This is a genomic window from Psychroserpens sp. Hel_I_66 (assembly GCF_000799465.1).
Taxonomy (GTDB): domain Bacteria; phylum Bacteroidota; class Bacteroidia; order Flavobacteriales; family Flavobacteriaceae; genus Psychroserpens.
In genome coordinates this window covers 3,097,026-3,114,220 of record NZ_JUGU01000001.1, presented here as the reverse complement: position 1 = coordinate 3,114,220, position 17,195 = coordinate 3,097,026, and the positions used below count along the sequence as shown (strand labels likewise).

Genomic DNA, 17,195 nt, shown 5'->3' with positions numbered 1-17,195 from the left:
TAAATCACCCATTTTATTGAGATTTACAGTAATTTAACATTCGTTAACAAATAATAGTATTTACGGTAAACACGAGGCTATATTTAAAGTCATTTTACGTCAAAAATTACGATGTTCGTTTTTTATCGTGGTATATTTTATCAATTTAACAACGAATTGCATTTAAATTTACGAAAGCTTAATACTGAACATTAGAACAGTTTTAAGTCTAATTATAATTTTGACATTTAATAAACTAAACCAAAATTCATGAAATTAAAATTTCAAAAATTTAGAATTGAAACATTCTTATGTCTCTTTTTACTGTGTAGTTCATTTTCATTAATGGCGCAAACTACAGTAAAAGGAAAAGTGCTTTCAGCAGCAGATAATATGCCATTGCCTGGAGCATCTGTAGTAGAAAAGGGTACATCAAACGGTGTATCAACAGATTTTGATGGTATGTTTACATTGGAAGTAACAGACGAATCTGCTATAATCGTAGTCTCTTATTTAGGTTACGACACTCAAGAGCTTACAGTTACTACAAGTGACATGACTATAAGTCTTAAAGAAGGTAATGCTTTAGACGAAGTCATTGTTGTTGGTTATGGTACTCAAAGAAAGAGTGACGTTGTTAATGCTGTAGCAAGTACAGATATGGAGAAAGCAATGTTGTCTCCAGTATCAGACGTTAATGAGATGCTAAGAGGTAGAATTGCAGGTCTTCAAGTAGATGTTGGAGGTGGTACATTACGTCCTGGTGGAACTTCAGAAATTTTATTAAGAGGTCGTGGATCAATTGAAGGTAATATTAGTGCTATTTACGTAGTGGATGGTATTATTAGAGATGGTGGTATTGAAGATATCGATTCTGATGATATAGAATCTATTGAAGTTTTAAAAGATGCATCTGCTCAGGCAATCTATGGATCAAGAGGTGCTAATGGTGTTGTTTTAATTACAACCAAGCGTGGTAAGGCTGGCAAAATTAGTGTCAACTATCACGGTTTTTATACGACTAAATCTATTGAAAGAAATTTTGATGTTTACAGCGGACAAGAATTTGCGCAATTGCGAAGAGAAGCTGTAAGAGCTAATAATGATGGTGATGTCTATTCCGAAGACGAAGAGATTTTTTCAGAATTGGAATTAGAATCTATAGCTAATAATGATTTCGTGGATTGGGAAGAATTATTGGTGAGTAATGGTAACGTCAATAGTCAAGCGTTTAGCATTTCCGGAGGAACAGAAAAAACAAAGATCTTTGGTAGTATTAACTACTTTAAAGAAGAAGGGATTATACCAACTTCTAATTATACAAGAAAAACATTCCGTTTAAATGTAGATCAAGAAATAAGTGATAAGTTTTCTGTGAATTTCGACGTAAATATTTTAAATGATGATATCAATAGAGCTGCTAACGTTAATGTAATTACATTCTCTCCTTTAGGAAGAGCTTTTGATGAAGACGGTAATCTAACCCAATTTCCTAGTGGTGAAGAGTTATCTGCAGTAAATCCACTTTGGAATCTTAGAGAGCAAAATAATTTAGAAAAAGGAAATGATTTTGTTGTAAACATCAGTCCTATTTGGCAAATTACAAACAACTTAAAGTACCAATTAAAAACAAACTTTACGAGAAGAACTTCAGAAAGAGGACAATATTTATCATCTTTAAGTTCGGCTGGAGATGATGTTAACGGTATTGCTAGAATTGATAATAGATTACAGGAATCCTATTTAATTCAAAACGTCTTAACATATGATGCCAAAATTAATGATGACCATAAATTTGATTTTACAGCAGTACATGAAGCTCAAGAATTTAATTCTTTTAGAACCTTTACCCAAGGAGAAGGATTTACAAACGAGAGCTTAGGTTACAATGGAATCTCGAATGCAATCGGTAATGTATTTGTAGAACGTGATGATCTAGGTAAGGTAAGCCTTACTTCGGTTGCTGGGAGATTACGTTATACGTTATTTGATAAATACCTTTTAGAAGGGTCTTTTAGAAGTGATGCTTCTTCTACAAATGCAGAAGGAAATAAATGGAGTCAAAATGGTGGTGGATCCGTAGCTTGGAAAATACACAAAGAAGATTTTTTAAGTAACACCAATGCTGTTCAAGAATTAAAATTAAGATTGAGTTATGGTTCATTGGTAAATGCATCACGTTTTGCTTATAGGTCTCTTTTTACTGCAGAAGGTCAAAACTACATTTTTGATGGTGAGTCTGCTTCAGGGTATTCTCCATCAACAACATTACCTAACCCAGATTTAAGATTTGAAAGAATTACGACTGCAAATGTTGGTTTGGATTTCTCATTATTTAAACGTTTTTTATTCGGAAGTATCAACTGGTACGATGCTCGAACTACAGATTTACTATTAAGAAGAGGTGTGCCATCAACCACAGGATTTACTGATACTTATTTTAATGCTGGTGAATTACAAAATACCGGGTTTGAAGTTAATCTTACTGCAAATCTTATCAACACAGAAGACTTTAAATGGTCGGTTTCTACAAACTGGTCTAATAATAAAAATAAGATTATCGAGCTATATAACGACGGAAACGGAGATGTCATAACCGAAGACAATACATTCAATTACTACGTAGGTCAACCAGTTGGAGTAATCTACCAGTATCAATTTGCTGGTATTTGGCAAGAAGGTGAAGATTTTGAAAATGCACCACAGGCAAATCCAGATTCTGCATTACCACAAGAAAATTTACGTCCTGGAGATATTAAGATATCAGATGTTAATGGTGATGGCATCATTACTCAAGACGACCGAGTCTTTATAGATCCAAATCCAGACTGGTTTGGGTCATTATCAACAAACCTAGAATATAAGGGATTTGATTTATTTGTTGATTTTTACTTTGTAGAAGGTGCTACTAAAATCAACCCATTCTTATCAGATTTTAATAATGGTGGTACACTTTCAGGGAAATTAAATGGTGTAAAAGTAGATTACTATACACCAGAAAATCCATCTAATACATTTCCAAGACCTAGTTTTGATACAACTCCTTTATATCTAAATTCTTTAGCAGTAAAAGATGCATCTTACGTAAGGTTAAGAACGGTAAGTTTAGGATATACTTTAAATAACGAGACAGTTTCACAAATTGGACTTGAAGGATTAAGATTTTACATAACAGGTACTAATTTATTTACAGATACTGATTATATTGGGTATAGTCCAGAAGTTAATATTAGAAATACGTTTTCTAATGCAGATACAGGCTATCCAGATTCTAGAGCGTTTACATTTGGTGTAAGAGCAAACTTTTAATAAAAAAATAAGATACATATGAAAACGAATTATTTTAATTTAAAATTAAAAAGCAGCATGCTGATGGCATTGACACTTGTATTTATGGTGTCATCATGTGAAGATTTTCTTGAAGAAAATCCAAGTACTCTAATTGATGCAGAATATATTTATACTACCGAAGAAGGATTAAAATCTGGTGTTGTAAGTTTATATAAATTTGATAGAGATCGTTATGATGCAGGCACAGAAGATTACATGGGAGGCGTACTCATGTCTTCAAGAAGTGATTTAGCATTTAGTAGAACCGGTTACACAGGTTTAATGGGAAGATACCAAAGAGGTGTTTCTCCTGTTGATCAAGGCGCTAATTTTGTATCCTCCTTATTTTGGAAGCAATATTACAATATGGCAAATAAAGCCACTGCTATTATTAATGCTGCGGAAGTTGTTGAGGATATAGATGAAGACTCCAGAAATCAAATTATAGCAGAAGCTAAGTTTTTTAGAGCTCATGCCTATTTTTATTTATACAGAATGTTTAATAACATTTATGTAACTACTGAGACCGCTACTGTTGATAACGCATTTGACGTAATAAATGATAGATCTTCGGAAGAAGAAATTTTCGCACTTTTAAATAGCGATTTAAGCTTTGCAATAGAAAATCTAGAATGGACTGATACTTTTGGACGTATCACAAAGGGAACCGCAAAACACGTGAAAGCTAAAGTAGCAATGTGGCAGGGTAACTGGACAGAAGCTAAAAACCAAGCTTTAGACGTTATTGAAGGACCAGATAGTCCACACAGTTTAGTAGGATCTACAGCAGATGTATTTTCAGGAGATCGTAATCATTCCGAAGCATTATATGTTATCCAATCCCAAGACGATCTTCTTGGAGGTGGTGGTACCACAATGATTAATGCTAATTATGTTACGCAATATTTTCAAATACCTGGTATAGAGGCCAATATAGAACAAGGTGGAAGAGGTTTCTCTAGAGTATTACCAAATTTATATTTATTAGGTCTTTTAGCAGACGATCCAAATGATACTAGAGATGATGATACTTATTTCAGATTGAAATATTATTACACATCTGGTGACAATATTGGTGAAGAAATTGATATTTATCAACCTATTACAGATTTAGATAACCCAAGTAGCAATTACACCCAATATTATCAAAGATTACATCCTTCATGTATTAAATTCGCTCAGGATGATGACAATCCAGATTCATATTTAAACAGAAGTAACATTTTGGTATATCGTTTAGCAGAAACCTATTTAATTGCTGCGGAAGCTATTTTAAATTCTTCTGGAGATCCATTGCCATACATCAATGCTGTTAGAACTAGAGCAAATGCAGCTCCTTTAACGAGTGTAGATCAACAAGCCATTTTAGATGAGCGTGCAAGAGAATTAGCTTTTGAAGGTCAACGTTGGTTTACTTTAAAGAGAATGGGGCAATCGGTTATAAATTTCCAGATTACAAATTATGCTGGAGATGGAGAGTTTTTTCCTAATAATCTTGGAGAAAGAGATCCTAGAACAAATTGGCAACCGCATTATATTAATTTCCCTATTGCTCAAATTGACTTAGACTTATTAGGTCCTGGTTACCCACAAAATGACGGGTACTAAAATTTAATTATCTTAAAAATTTCAACTCATCATTATACTGTTTTGTAATGTGTATAATGATGGGTTTATTATAACTTTTATATAGCTCGAAAATCCCTATCCCTAATTAATAGCAGCTATGATTATCTGCGAAACTGTATGATTCGCCTTAAAGCCTAAACTATGCGTTATATATTTTTTGTTTTAGTCTCCATTTTAGTAATGTCCTGTGAGTCTTCTAAGGTAAAATATATAGATTTTGCAGATAATAAAGTTATAGCTCATCGAGGCGCATGGAAAACTCAAAACTTACCAGAGAATTCTATTGCAGCCCTAAGACAAGCCATAGCATTAAATTGCACTGGCTCTGAGTTTGATGTTCGCATGACAGCAGATAACGTTTTAATAGTAACCCATGATGCTGACTATAACAATCTTAAAATTGAAAATTCCACTTACGAAGAGTTAGCAAAATTGAAACTTTCTAACGGTGAAACACTACCTAAACTTAGTGATTTTTTAAAGGCAGGAATGAAAAATAATGATTCTACAGGTTTAGTTTTAGAAATAAAACCTTCAAGCATCGCTGGTCGCAATATCAAAATTACCAATAAGGTTCTCGATTTAGTAAAAGAATTGAACGCAGGTTCCCACATCTCCTATTACATTAGTTTTAGTTACGAAATTTTAAAACACATTGCTAAAGTCAATCCAACTGCAAAAACTCTTTACTTGGATGGTTCTAAAGCACCACAAAGCTTAAAGAATGACAGTATAACTGGTTTAGACTATTTGGTCTATAAATTGAAGAAAAAAGGGAATTGGATCAAAGAAGCTCAAGAATTAGGTCTAGTTTTAAACGCATGGACAGCAGATAAAACGGAAGATATAGATTGGTTAATCGCCAATAACTTTGATTACATAACCACCAACGAACCCGAATTGGTTTTTAAAAGGCAAAAAGCAAGTCCAACCAATGACAGTTACAAACTAGTTTGGAGCGATGAGTTTAATGACGACGGAAAACCAGACCCCTTAAAATGGGATCACGAAATTGGGTTTAAGAGAAATCAAGAGAAACAATATTATACAGATAGTTTAAAAAACTCAAGAATTGAGGATGGTTACCTCATCTTAGAATCCCATAAAGAAAAAATTAAAAACGCAGCTTTTGAAAGTAAAGACGTTAAAAACTGGCGAACAAATCAGCCCTTTGCAAACTATACAGCATCAAGTTTGACCACTAAAAACTTAGCAGAATGGACTTACGGTCGTATAGACATTAAAGCTAAATTGCCAGAAGGCGTCGGTTTATGGCCTGCATTTTGGATGTTGGGCGCAAATTACAGCGAAGTAGGCTGGCCAGAATGTGGCGAAATAGATATTATGGAACATGTTGGATTTAACCCAGACTCTATTTTTGGCACCATCCACACAAAATCGTATAATCACATGAGAGGTACACAAAAAGGTAAAACCACCTATGTTGAGAAGCCATATGATACCTTCCACATCTACTCTCTCGTATGGACACCAGAGTACATGGATTTTATTCTCGACGGAAATGTCTACAACCATATAGAAAACGAACATAAAACCACTCAAGAATGGCCATTCGATCAAGACTTCCATTTGAAGATCAACGTTGCCATTGGTGGAATGTTAGGCGGAAGAAAAGGAATTGACGATGAGAGTTTCCCTAATAAAATGATCATAGATTACGTACGAGTATATCAAAAAGAAAATTGATTATGAAATTTAGTTTATTCGCTGCAGGACTATTGTTTTTTTGTTTTTTCACAAATTGCAATACAACCTCTAAACCCGAAACACAAACCGAAACCGAAAACCTGCAAACTGCCATGTCGAACAACTTAAAAGTAATGACTTACAATATGCGCTTAGATGTTGCTTCAGATGGAGAAAACGCTTGGCCAAACAGGAAAGATTTTTTTACATCCCAAGTGCTATTTTTAGAACCGGATATTTTGGGAGTTCAAGAAGCGAGACCCAATCAAATTGAAGATTTAAACGCATCACTGAAAAACTATAAATTTATTGGTACTGGACGTGATGGTGAAAAAAAAGGTGAATACTCTGCTATATATTATAATTCAGAAAAAATAAAAGTAGAACAAGAAAACACCTTTTGGTTATCCCAAACACCAAATGAAATGTCACAGGGTTGGGATGCTGCTTACCCAAGAATCTGCACCTATGGTTTGTTTACCGTTTTAGAAAACAATCAAAAAATATGGGTGTTTAATACGCATCTCGATCACCAAGGAGCAGAAGCTCAAAAAGAGGGCATGAAACTTATTCTAGAAAAAATCCAATCTGTAAATACCAATGATTTTCCAGTAGTGATTACGGGTGATTTTAATGTAGAACCCAATAGCGAAGTCATCGCATACACAACAAATTCATTTCATGATACTAAAAATTTGGCAGCCATTACTTTTGGTTCAGAAGGTACATTTAATGGTTTTAAATATAATGAACCCGCGACGAGACGAATAGATTATATACTACTTTCAAAATCTACTAATCTTTCGGTAAAAAAGTATGCAGTGTTTTCTAGCGCAGTAGATTTTAAATATCCTTCAGACCACTTTCCGGTATTTGTTGAATTAGAATTCAAATAATATTATTAATGAGAAGATTATCACCATCGTTTTTCTACAAATTTGTGATCTTATTTTTTATAGGGATCATTATACTAGTTGTTTCTAATACTTTAAGAGCTCAAGAAAAACAAAATCCAGATCAACAACTACAATATAAATCAGATCATTCAGCAGACATTGAAAACACTATTTTAAATGAAAAAGTAGATTCTGTCTTAGCATTAATGAAAATCAATGAAAAGATTGGACAATTGGTTCAATATAGTGGTGGTTGGGATGTTACAGGGCCTTCATCCTCAAAAGGAGATCAGCACAAATTAGACAAGTTAAAAAAGGGAGAAGTCGGCTCAATGCTTAATGTGACTTCTGTGGCTTCCATTCGCGAAACGCAACGTATCGTTATGGAACATTCGAGATTAAAAATTCCCTTGATTTTTGCTTATGATGTCATTCATGGTTATAAAACGATTTTCCCTATTCCGTTAGGAGAAAGTGCGAGCTGGGATTTGGACATGATTGGGCAATCTGCTTATATCGCAGCAAAGGAATCTGCTGCATCAGGTTTAAATTGGACGTTTGCACCAATGATTGATGTGTCAAGAGATGCACGCTGGGGAAGAGTGATGGAAGGTGCTGGTGAAGACACGTTTTTAAATGCTGAAATTGGCGTGGCAAGAATTAAAGGCTTTCAAGGTAATAATCTCGCTAACGTTAACACCATCGCTGCATGCGCTAAACATTTTGCAGGATACGGTTTTGGAGAAGCTGGTCGAGATTACAACACCGTACATATTGGTGAATACGAATTGCACAACACCATCTTACCTCCTTTTAAAGCTGCTGCAGATGCTGGAGTAGCAACGTTCATGAATTCCTTTAATGATATTGATGGCATTCCTGCAACTGGCCATAAAGTATTGCAAAGAGATGTATTAAAAGGCAAATGGAACTGGGACGGATTCATCGTTTCAGATTGGGGAAGTATAGGAGAAATGGTTGCTCATGGTTACGCTTTAGATAAAGAGCATGCTGCTGAAATTGCCATGAATGCAGGTAGCGATATGGATATGGAATCTTATGCTTACGAAGCTGCTCTTGAAACGTTGCTCGATGAGAATAAAGTAACAATTGCTCAAATTGACGATGCTGTTAAACGTGTTTTAAAACTGAAATTTGAATTAGGTCTATTTGATGATCCTTATAGATACTGTGACGAGGAGCGCGAACGTACACAGGTTTACACACCAGAACATCTTTATGTTTCTCGTAATGTAGCAAAGAAATCTATTGTATTGCTCAAAAATGAAAACGAACTTCTTCCGCTTTCTAAAACCATAAACAGTATTGCTGTTATTGGTCCATTGGCAGATGATAAGAATTCTCCCTTAGGAAATTGGAGAGCTAAGGCAGAATATAATTCTGCTATATCATTGTTGGAAGGTGTAAAAGCTTCCGCAGATAAAAACACGACAATTTATTACGAAAAAGGGATTGATCTCACGATCCCAACTGTAGAACCTGGACAAAATCAATTTTTGCATCCATTACAATTTAATACAACCGATCGCTCCGGAATTGAAAAAGCGGTGAAAGCTGCAAAAAAAGCAGACGTTGTGTTGTTGGCCATTGGAGAAGATGCCTATCAAACAGGAGAAGGCAGAAGCCAAACCGATATTGGATTTAAGGGACTTCAAATAGAGCTTTTAGAAGCTGTGCAGGCAGTAAATCCCAATGTCGTTGTTGTGTTGATGAATGGTCGCCCAATGGATTTATCGCGTCCTACGGAACTCGCGCCTGCTATTTTAGAATGTTGGCATTTGGGTTCGCAATCTGGTTATGCCATTGCAGATGTACTTTTTGGGCGTTATAATCCCTCAGGGAAATTGCCAGTTTCGTTTCCGCACAATGTCGGTCAAGAGCCATTATATTACAATCAAAAAAATACGGGAAGACCTTATAACCCTAAGCATGTCACGTTTTCTGGATATCGTGATGCACCAAAAACCGCATTATATCCATTTGGTTTTGGGTTGAGTTACACCACTTTTGAATACAGTAATTTAAAAACTTCAAAAACTGAAATCAACACAGATGGAAGTTTATTAGTTACTGTAGATGTTAAAAACACTGGAGACGTTATGGGTGAAGAAGTCGTACAACTTTACATTAGGGATTTGGTAGGTAGTTTAACCCGTCCTATCAAAGAGTTAAAAGGCTTTCAAAAAATACAGCTAGAACCTGGAGAGACTAAAACGGTCACTTTTTTATTAGACAAAGAGCGTTTACAATTTTATACCATCAATAAAACATGGGAAGTTGAGCCAGGACAGTTCAATATTTGGGTTGGTGGTAGCTCTGAGGCTTCTTTAAAAACTAGTTTTACTGTTGTGGAATAGTTTTTTTTCTTCGGAAATTTTAAAGCTTAATTGTAAATTCATTTTCTTTATGTTTTCAATCTACAAATAATCAAGATCTTTTTTGTAAAAACACAAAATACTTGTAAAAAGCATAGTAATGTTACATATAGTGCATACTTTGTTACAATATTTTTAAGTATAAACACAGACTTCAACTAATTTTATCATCTATAAACCAGGCACTTAAAAGAGTCTTAAAATATATGGTGATGAAAACATTTTTACTTATTACGGGATTTCTAATATTCGGATTAACGTCCGCTCAAAACTCCATAAACTATAAAGCTATTATAAAAGACAGTAACGGTAACGTTCTTGATACCGAAACCATATCGGTTAGGTTTGGTATTATAGATGAATCTACATCGACTACTGTATATCGAGAAGAATTTGCTTCTGTTGAAACTAATCAGAATGGTCTTATTATTCTAGAAATTGGAAGTGGTAGTGCATCTATAGGAACATACAACGCGATAAATTGGAATAGTGGAAATAATTATATGCTAAAAGTAGAGGTTGATCTTCAAGATGGTTCTGGTTATGTCGATATGGGAAATAGCCCTTTTAACGCTGTTCCATTCGCGAAAGTTGCGTCAACAATTGCAAAGATACCAAGTAGAACTCTTGAAGTTGCGGGAGATGGATTACAAAGATTAAGAATCAATTCAGAAAATGGAATAACGACATCTCTTGAGCTTATGAGAACTGGAGCCTTTACAGACTGGAGAATAGAAAATTCAAGTACTTGGTTGGATTTTTTAATATCTGAAGACGATTTTAGCTCTAGTGAGTATAAGTTTTCATTTCATAAAGATGGACGTTTGGGTATAAACAATAGCAATCCTGTTGAAGAACTTGATGTCACTGGAACGATTCGATCGTCTGATCTCGCTGGTTCAGGTACGCGCAACCTTGTTGCTGACGCACAAGGGAATCTAATCGTAGACAACCAAACAAAATTCATATCTATTAATCCAGTAGCTTTTCATGCAAAAACCCCAATTGGAGTAGAAGTAGCGACGACTGTTATTACTGGGAATGCACTATCAGGACAGTCTGGAGATAAGCTTTTTCAAACGAACCTAAACATTCCTCATGGAGCAACCCTTACTGGTGTATGGGTACACTATGTCGATAATTCAGCAGCCTCAAATATGACTTTCCAAATGGAAAGAAGACCAGTGAATAACAATACTTTCGTTTTAGTTGTTGACGGTGCCTCTTCGGGAAGCAGCTCTGCACATAGAGTTTATACAGTTTCTCCGTTAGGTTTTACTAATATAGATAATTCTAGATACACTTATATAATGAAAGTGCGTTCAACCAATTGGCAAAATCAAATGTATGTAACAGGTATTGTAATTTCTTATATAGACTGAATATTATGGCTACCCTCTAAACAAAAAGAAATCATCCTTCATGTCTTCAATTTGAGCATCCTCATTTGTGATAATGTAATCAATAGCTTGAGTGGTAAATTCATCCCCTTTTGGAGTTAACGACACAATCTTGTTATCTATCATAATCATATTGTTTTTTAAAGCCAAGTCTAAAACAGTTTTAGAGCGGACTTTTTGCCAATTGATATGTTCGTTTAAATGATTGACGTGACGTTCACGTTTATCGTCGTGGTTTTTAAGGTGTAACAGAAAAGTAAGTAAAGACACTTCTGTACGTTGTTGTTTCTCTCGGTACATAACAGCAATAACGCCTTTGCTAGGTGCAAATAGATACACAAATAAAAATAAAACTCCGAGCATAGTAGTAATGGATCCAGAAATAGACGCATCTAAATAATGTGCTAACCAGTATCCTGAGATAGCGCTAAATATTCCGAAGCCAATAGACAACCACAACATTTTCTTTAAATCTGTTGTGAGCAGATATGCAGTGGCAGCAGGCGCAATCATCAAAGCAACAACCAAAATAGCGCCAACTGCATCAAAAGCGCCAACAGTCGTTACTGAAGATACGGTCATTAAACCATAGTGGATGATCACCGGTGAAAACCCTAAACTTGCTGCCAAGCCCTTATCAAAAGTGCTCAGTTTCAATTCCTTGAAAAAAGCAAGGAGCAACACAATTGTAATCATCAAAATACTACCAACAATCCAAATGGATTTTGGCCCAACATCAACTCCAGAAATCATCAATCTATCAAAAGGTGCCAAGGCGAGTTCTCCAACTAGAACAGCATCAATATCTAAATGTACATCGTTTGCTTTTTTGGCAATCATCAAAACACCAATACTAAATAAAACAGGAAACACTAAACCGATTGCTGTATCCTCTTTTACCAATCCCGTTTTTTGAATATACTCTACCAAAACTACTGTGATTACTCCTGTTAGAGCTGCCAATACAATCAATAATGGAGAATTTAAATCTTGGGTAATAAAAAACCCAACCACTATCCCTGGAAGTATTGAGTGACTGATGGCATCGCTAATCATGGCCATTTTCCGAAGTACTAAAAACGTACCTGGAATAGCACATGCAACAGCAACCAAACTGGCAATAATTTGTATTTCAATTTGCGCGTTACTCATCTTTTTTGTTTAATTGGTTGTACAAATTGGCAGCAGATTCAAAACCCTCACTGGTCAAACTCCATGTAGAACCTTGTAAAGTCACATAATTTTTCTCAACTAATTTGTTTAGTGTCGCTCTGGTATAACCTTGAAAACTATTTAAGATCTTAATTTCGTGAGGATGCGAGATATTGTTATGAGTTTCAGCAATATTGTACATAAAGGCTAGTGTTTTATGCAATTCTAGATCACGACGGTTTTTTATAAATCGTATTTGTTTAAACAATAATCCTCTACTTGGAGAAAACAAAAAGGATATTAGTACAAAAACTGCTGCAACTAAAACGATCACTGGTCCTGTTGATAAATTATTTTGGCTTGCGCTGATGGCTGTTCCAAACACTCCGGAAAATGCTCCAAATATCGCTGCTAATAGTACCATAGTTGCGAGACTATTTGTCCATTGTCTTGCAGCTGCTGCAGGAGCTAACAACATCGCACTCATTAACACCACACCAACGGTTTGCAGACCTAAAACGATGGCCAAAACAATAAAACTCGTGATTAAAACATCAATGGTTTTTGTATTAAACCCCAAGGTTTTTGCATAGTCTTTGTCAAAGAGTAAGATTTTAAATTCTTTCCAAAACAAAAGTAGTACGAACAGACAAATCCCTGTAACAATTGCCATCATCCAAACGTCGCTTTCTACAAGTGTTGCTGCCTGCCCAAATAAATATTTATCCAGTCCAGCTTGATTGGCATTTGGTTGTTTTTGTATGAATGTGAGCAAGAGCATTCCGAAGCCAAAAAACAAAGATAAAATTAAGCCTAGCGCAGTATCTGCTTTGAGATGGGTTTTGGTGACGATTCCCCTAATCCAAAATGTGCCAATCAAACCACTAACCAAAGCACCCAATAGCAACGTGTTACTGTCTTTTGCGCCTGTTATTAAAAATGAAATTGCGATACCTGGCAATGCTGCATGTGAAATTGCGTCACCCAATAAACTTTGTTTTCTCAATACAGCAAAACTTCCCAACATACCAGTCACTGCACCAAGAATTGCAGTTCCTAAGGTGATGGTTCTCAACGTATAGTCTGTAAAGACTAGAGAAAAATAGTCTTGAATATCCATTATTCTTGTATGCTCACTTTATAATTAATCCCATAGGTCTTTGTAAGATTATTGTCATTAAAAATATCCTTAACTGGACCTGTGGCAATTTTCTTAACGTTTAAAAAGGTCACCCAATCAAAATATTCAGGGACGGTTTGTAAATCATGATGTACAACAATTACTGTTTTTCCTGCCTTTCTTAAATCTTTTAAAATATTGATAATCGCAATTTCTGTAGTTGCATCCACACCTTGAAATGGCTCATCCATAAAATAGATAGAAGCATCTTGTACCAAGGCACGCGCTAAAAATATACGTTGCTGCTGTCCGCCAGAAAGCTGACTTATCTGTCGGCTTTTAAAGGATAACATCCCAACTTTTTCCAGCGCTTCTAAAGCTAGTTTTTTCTCTTTTTGGCGAGGTCGTTTGATCCAGCCCAAACTTCCGTAGGTTCCCATTGTAACCACATCAAGAGCTGTGGTTGGAAAATCCCAATCCACACTACCTTTCTGCGGAACATAAGCTACCAAAGACCGCTGTTTTTCATAAGATTTGCCATAGATCGAAACACTTCCTGCTATGGGTTTTAAAATTCCTAAAATGGATTTGATAAGCGTGGATTTGCCCGCTCCATTTGGCCCAACGATCGCCATTAACACGCCTTCCGGGATTTCTAAATCGATATCCCAAAGTACAGGTTTGTAGTTGTATGCTACGGTTAAATCGTCTACTTGTACTGCTATCACTCCTGCGGAGGCAGGAGTCTCTTTGTCTTTTGTTTCTCTATTCATCTTTTTAAAAGATTTTCTCTAAAAACCCACTCTAAAAAATTCATTAAACCAATGTTCGGTATCTTTTCGACTGTGAGATTCCTGCCTTCGCAGGAATTTACTTCAAAGCATCAACTATCGTATTTACATTATACTCAAACATTCCAATGTAAGTCCCTTCGGGAGTTCCTGCATTTCCTAATGCATCGGAATATAAAGTACCTCCTATTTCTACATCGTGTCCTTTAGATTTTACTGCTGCCTGTAAGGCCTCAATGGTTCTTCTTGGCACTGAGCTTTCTACAAATATAGCTTTGATTTCATTCTCAATGATAAATGCCGAAAGCTTCTGCACATCTTGTACTCCAGCTTCGGTAGCGGTAGATAATCCTTGTAAGCCAACCACTTCAAAGTCGTACGCTTTTCCGAAGTAATTAAAAGCATCATGCGCTGTTACTAATATTCTTTTTTCCTTCGGAAGGGTTTCGATCTTTGCTTTTAGCTTTGTCTGTAAATCGTCTAATTTAGCCAGGTATGCCGACTCGTTTGCTTTAAAAGCATCTGCGTGTTCTGGACTTTTTTCTGAAAGTACTTTTGTTACTTTTTTAGCAAATTGTTTGAAATACGCAATATCAAACCACACATGAGGATCGTAATTTGACGCAAAATAATCGGACCCTATCAAGGTGCTTTTATCCAATTCTTCGCCAAGAGCAATTGGCGTCTTGGTTGAACTTCCCATTTTCTCAAATACCTCAACAAGCTTTCCTTCAAGATGAAGCCCATTGTAAAAAATCACATTGGCATTTACTAATTTGGTGACATCACCTTCACTGGCTTTATAAAGGTGTGGATCTACTCCACTGCCCATCAACCCTTCTATATTCACATAATCTCCACCAATATTTTTTACCAAATCGGTAATCATGGTTGTCGTAGTGACGATGTTTAATTTTCCGTTTTGTTTTGCTTCTTGTTTACAACTGAAAAAAGCTGTTATTAAAAGTATGGCTATTATTTTTTTCATTTTAAAATTTTCTGTTTTCAATTTTGTTTTAATTATTGAATAGTCTAAGACTGGCTCCCAAACCTATTAAGATATCCTGGCCTTTGGTGATACTCCTTCCGAAGTAAGTGTCAATTTGTAAATCGTTTGAAACTAAATACGTTAGTCCAGCATCCCAATAATGGTTGGCTTTACTGTCTTCTGGCAAGTCACCATAAAGCTCTGCGTACATTCCAAATTTCTCTGTGAAACTATAGCCATACGCTACTGTGTAAATGGCAGCAGCTTCTGGGGAATCGTTTCCCCACTGACCTCCAATATTATACGCAATGCTCGAGTTTTCGCTTAATGTGTGGGATAATGAAAATCTAAAATCTATTGCTGTTGTTTCTGGACGATAGTCCTTTGATGCAGAAAAAAGCGGAAACACATGTCCAATCAATGCTATTTCTGGCATGCCATTTTTCTCTTCAGCAATATCAATTTTCACACCTAATAATAAAGGTGATAAACCGCTAGTGACATTATCCAGCTTATTGCCATTGACTTTTGTTGTCCCTTCAACGAAGTCCCAACCTAAGCGAAGTTCTAAATTATCAAGAATTCCATAACGTACTAATGTAGTGTTATAGGTATAGTTTTCATTCTTTATAGAATTTTCTTCAAAGGAATCATATAAACCACCAGACTCTATTTGGAGGATGCCTTTACCTACTGTCGATGACGCTTCTGTTGCATCTGGTCTATCTGTAACTAATGGCTGAGAGGATTTTTCTGATTCATTTTCATCTTGAGCATATAAAGCTCCGGAGCCTATTATTAAGCACCATAAAAGGATAATTTTATTTTTCATCAACATAAATAATTTTTGTAAAATCTTCATTTAAAACAATCGTATTTGACCCAATACTGATTTGAGTCATTTTATTAGTTACGAATTGTTTGGAGACGGTTAACGTATTTCTATATTTTATTTGGTTTTGATCGCAAAAATCAAAGAATTCTTTATCATCACTCATTAATCTGGATATCATATATGTTTTTCCTTCTATTGCTTCGGAAAGCGAGATAGATGTATCCTCTGTAGTGATTTCACCATTTGCATTTGGGATAGGATCGCCATGAGGATCAAATTTTGGATGGCCTAAATATTCACTTATTTTCTCTGCCAACAAATCTGATGTTTGGTGCTCGAGTATTTCTGCTTCCCGATGGATATCGTGCAGAGACATATCAAACATTTTAAATAGAAAGGCTTCCCAAAGTCGGTGTTTTCTAACAACGTTGAGTGCCATTTTGGTGCCTTTTTCGGTAAGTTGAAGTTCTTGGTATTTTTCGTAATTAAGAAGATCTTTCGCAGCTAATTTTTTAGCCATATCTGTTGCTGCTGCATTAGAAATACCTAGCTTTTTAGCAATATTTCCAGGCTTAGTATCTTTAATATCATGTTTTTCATTTTTGTAAATTGCTTTTACAAAATTTTCGATAGCTACAGACATTTATAATGACTTTAATTAATTTTTAAGTGGACTTAAATATTATACAAATGTAACTAAAATTTTAGTATTTTGTTAATCAACTTTTTATTACCATCATTATTGGATTAAATTAGAGTTATGAAAAAACCTGTATTATTATTTTTTATTAATTCTATTTACGAGTATTTCAAGAATTAAAGCTCAGACGTCATTCATCAAAGATTCGCTGAGTGTCACTTCATTTTTAGAGTTTGATAGAATAGCAGATTTTGAAAATTATCAAGTTAAATTTAAAAAAGTATTCTCAGATTCCCGTTGCCCAAAGCACGTAACATGCTTTAGAGCTGGAG

General features: G+C 35.3%; 12 protein-coding genes. 6 read left to right on the top strand and 6 right to left on the bottom strand.

Annotation, left to right across the window (positions count from 1 at the left end; genetic code table 11):
* Nucleotides 1–249: 249 nt before the first annotated feature.
* The 6 genes from GQ40_RS13800 to GQ40_RS13775 all read left to right on the top strand — a co-directional run bounded on the left by GQ40_RS13800 (nt 250) and on the right by GQ40_RS13775 (nt 11,319).
* Nucleotides 250–3,288 (top strand): SusC/RagA family TonB-linked outer membrane protein, encoded by a 3,039-nt coding sequence (locus tag GQ40_RS13800; RefSeq protein WP_047549601.1) that lies wholly within the window; start codon nt 250–252, stop codon nt 3,286–3,288.
* 18 nt (nt 3,289–3,306) lie between these two features.
* The gene (locus tag GQ40_RS13795) at nt 3,307–4,917 is read left to right on the top strand and encodes a RagB/SusD family nutrient uptake outer membrane protein (protein ID WP_047549598.1); all 1,611 of its coding nucleotides are present in this window, start codon (nt 3,307–3,309) and stop codon (nt 4,915–4,917) included.
* 162 nt (nt 4,918–5,079) lie between these two features.
* Nucleotides 5,080–6,645 carry a glycerophosphodiester phosphodiesterase family protein gene (locus GQ40_RS13790; RefSeq protein ID WP_047549596.1) on the top strand — a complete coding sequence of 522 codons (1,566 nt, stop codon included), beginning with the start codon at nt 5,080–5,082 and terminating at the stop codon, nt 6,643–6,645.
* Between the two features lie 2 nt (nt 6,646–6,647).
* A complete protein-coding gene (locus tag GQ40_RS13785) occupies nt 6,648–7,541 on the top strand; it encodes an endonuclease/exonuclease/phosphatase family protein (protein WP_197052680.1) in 894 nt (297 codons plus the stop codon).
* A gap of 8 nt (nt 7,542–7,549) precedes the next feature.
* Nucleotides 7,550–9,919, top strand: a complete 2,370-nt coding sequence (gene bglX, locus GQ40_RS13780) for a beta-glucosidase BglX (RefSeq protein ID WP_081990220.1) — start codon at nt 7,550–7,552, stop codon at nt 9,917–9,919.
* A 230-nt stretch (nt 9,920–10,149) separates the two neighbouring features.
* Nucleotides 10,150–11,319, top strand: coding sequence for a hypothetical protein (locus GQ40_RS13775; RefSeq protein WP_047549593.1), 1,170 nt, complete (start codon nt 10,150–10,152; stop codon nt 11,317–11,319).
* 9 nt (nt 11,320–11,328) lie between these two features.
* Here the strand turns inward: GQ40_RS13775 and GQ40_RS13770 are convergent, their stop codons facing one another.
* The 6 genes from GQ40_RS13770 to GQ40_RS13745 all read right to left on the bottom strand — a co-directional run bounded on the left by GQ40_RS13770 (nt 11,329) and on the right by GQ40_RS13745 (nt 16,866).
* Nucleotides 11,329–12,489, bottom strand: coding sequence for a metal ABC transporter permease (locus GQ40_RS13770; RefSeq protein WP_047549590.1), 1,161 nt, complete (start codon nt 12,487–12,489; stop codon nt 11,329–11,331).
* On the bottom strand, nt 12,482–13,609 hold the full coding sequence (locus tag GQ40_RS13765) for a metal ABC transporter permease (RefSeq protein WP_047549587.1): 1,128 nt from the start codon (nt 13,607–13,609) through the stop codon (nt 12,482–12,484). Before GQ40_RS13765 ends, GQ40_RS13770 begins: the two co-directional genes overlap by 8 nt.
* Nucleotides 13,609–14,382 carry a metal ABC transporter ATP-binding protein gene (locus GQ40_RS13760; RefSeq protein ID WP_052184265.1) on the bottom strand — a complete coding sequence of 258 codons (774 nt, stop codon included), beginning with the start codon at nt 14,380–14,382 and terminating at the stop codon, nt 13,609–13,611. Before GQ40_RS13760 ends, GQ40_RS13765 begins: the two co-directional genes overlap by 1 nt.
* 97 nt (nt 14,383–14,479) lie before the next feature.
* Nucleotides 14,480–15,388 carry a metal ABC transporter solute-binding protein, Zn/Mn family gene (locus GQ40_RS13755; protein ID WP_047549583.1) on the bottom strand — a complete coding sequence of 303 codons (909 nt, stop codon included), beginning with the start codon at nt 15,386–15,388 and terminating at the stop codon, nt 14,480–14,482.
* A gap of 28 nt (nt 15,389–15,416) precedes the next feature.
* Nucleotides 15,417–16,220: a transporter gene (locus tag GQ40_RS13750; RefSeq protein ID WP_047551974.1), complete on the bottom strand. Its 804-nt coding sequence runs from the start codon at nt 16,218–16,220 to the stop codon at nt 15,417–15,419.
* Nucleotides 16,210–16,866 carry a metal-dependent transcriptional regulator gene (locus tag GQ40_RS13745; protein ID WP_047549580.1) on the bottom strand — a complete coding sequence of 219 codons (657 nt, stop codon included), beginning with the start codon at nt 16,864–16,866 and terminating at the stop codon, nt 16,210–16,212. The genes GQ40_RS13750 and GQ40_RS13745 overlap by 11 nt, the downstream gene beginning before the upstream one ends.
* Nucleotides 16,867–17,195 lie beyond the last annotated feature (329 nt).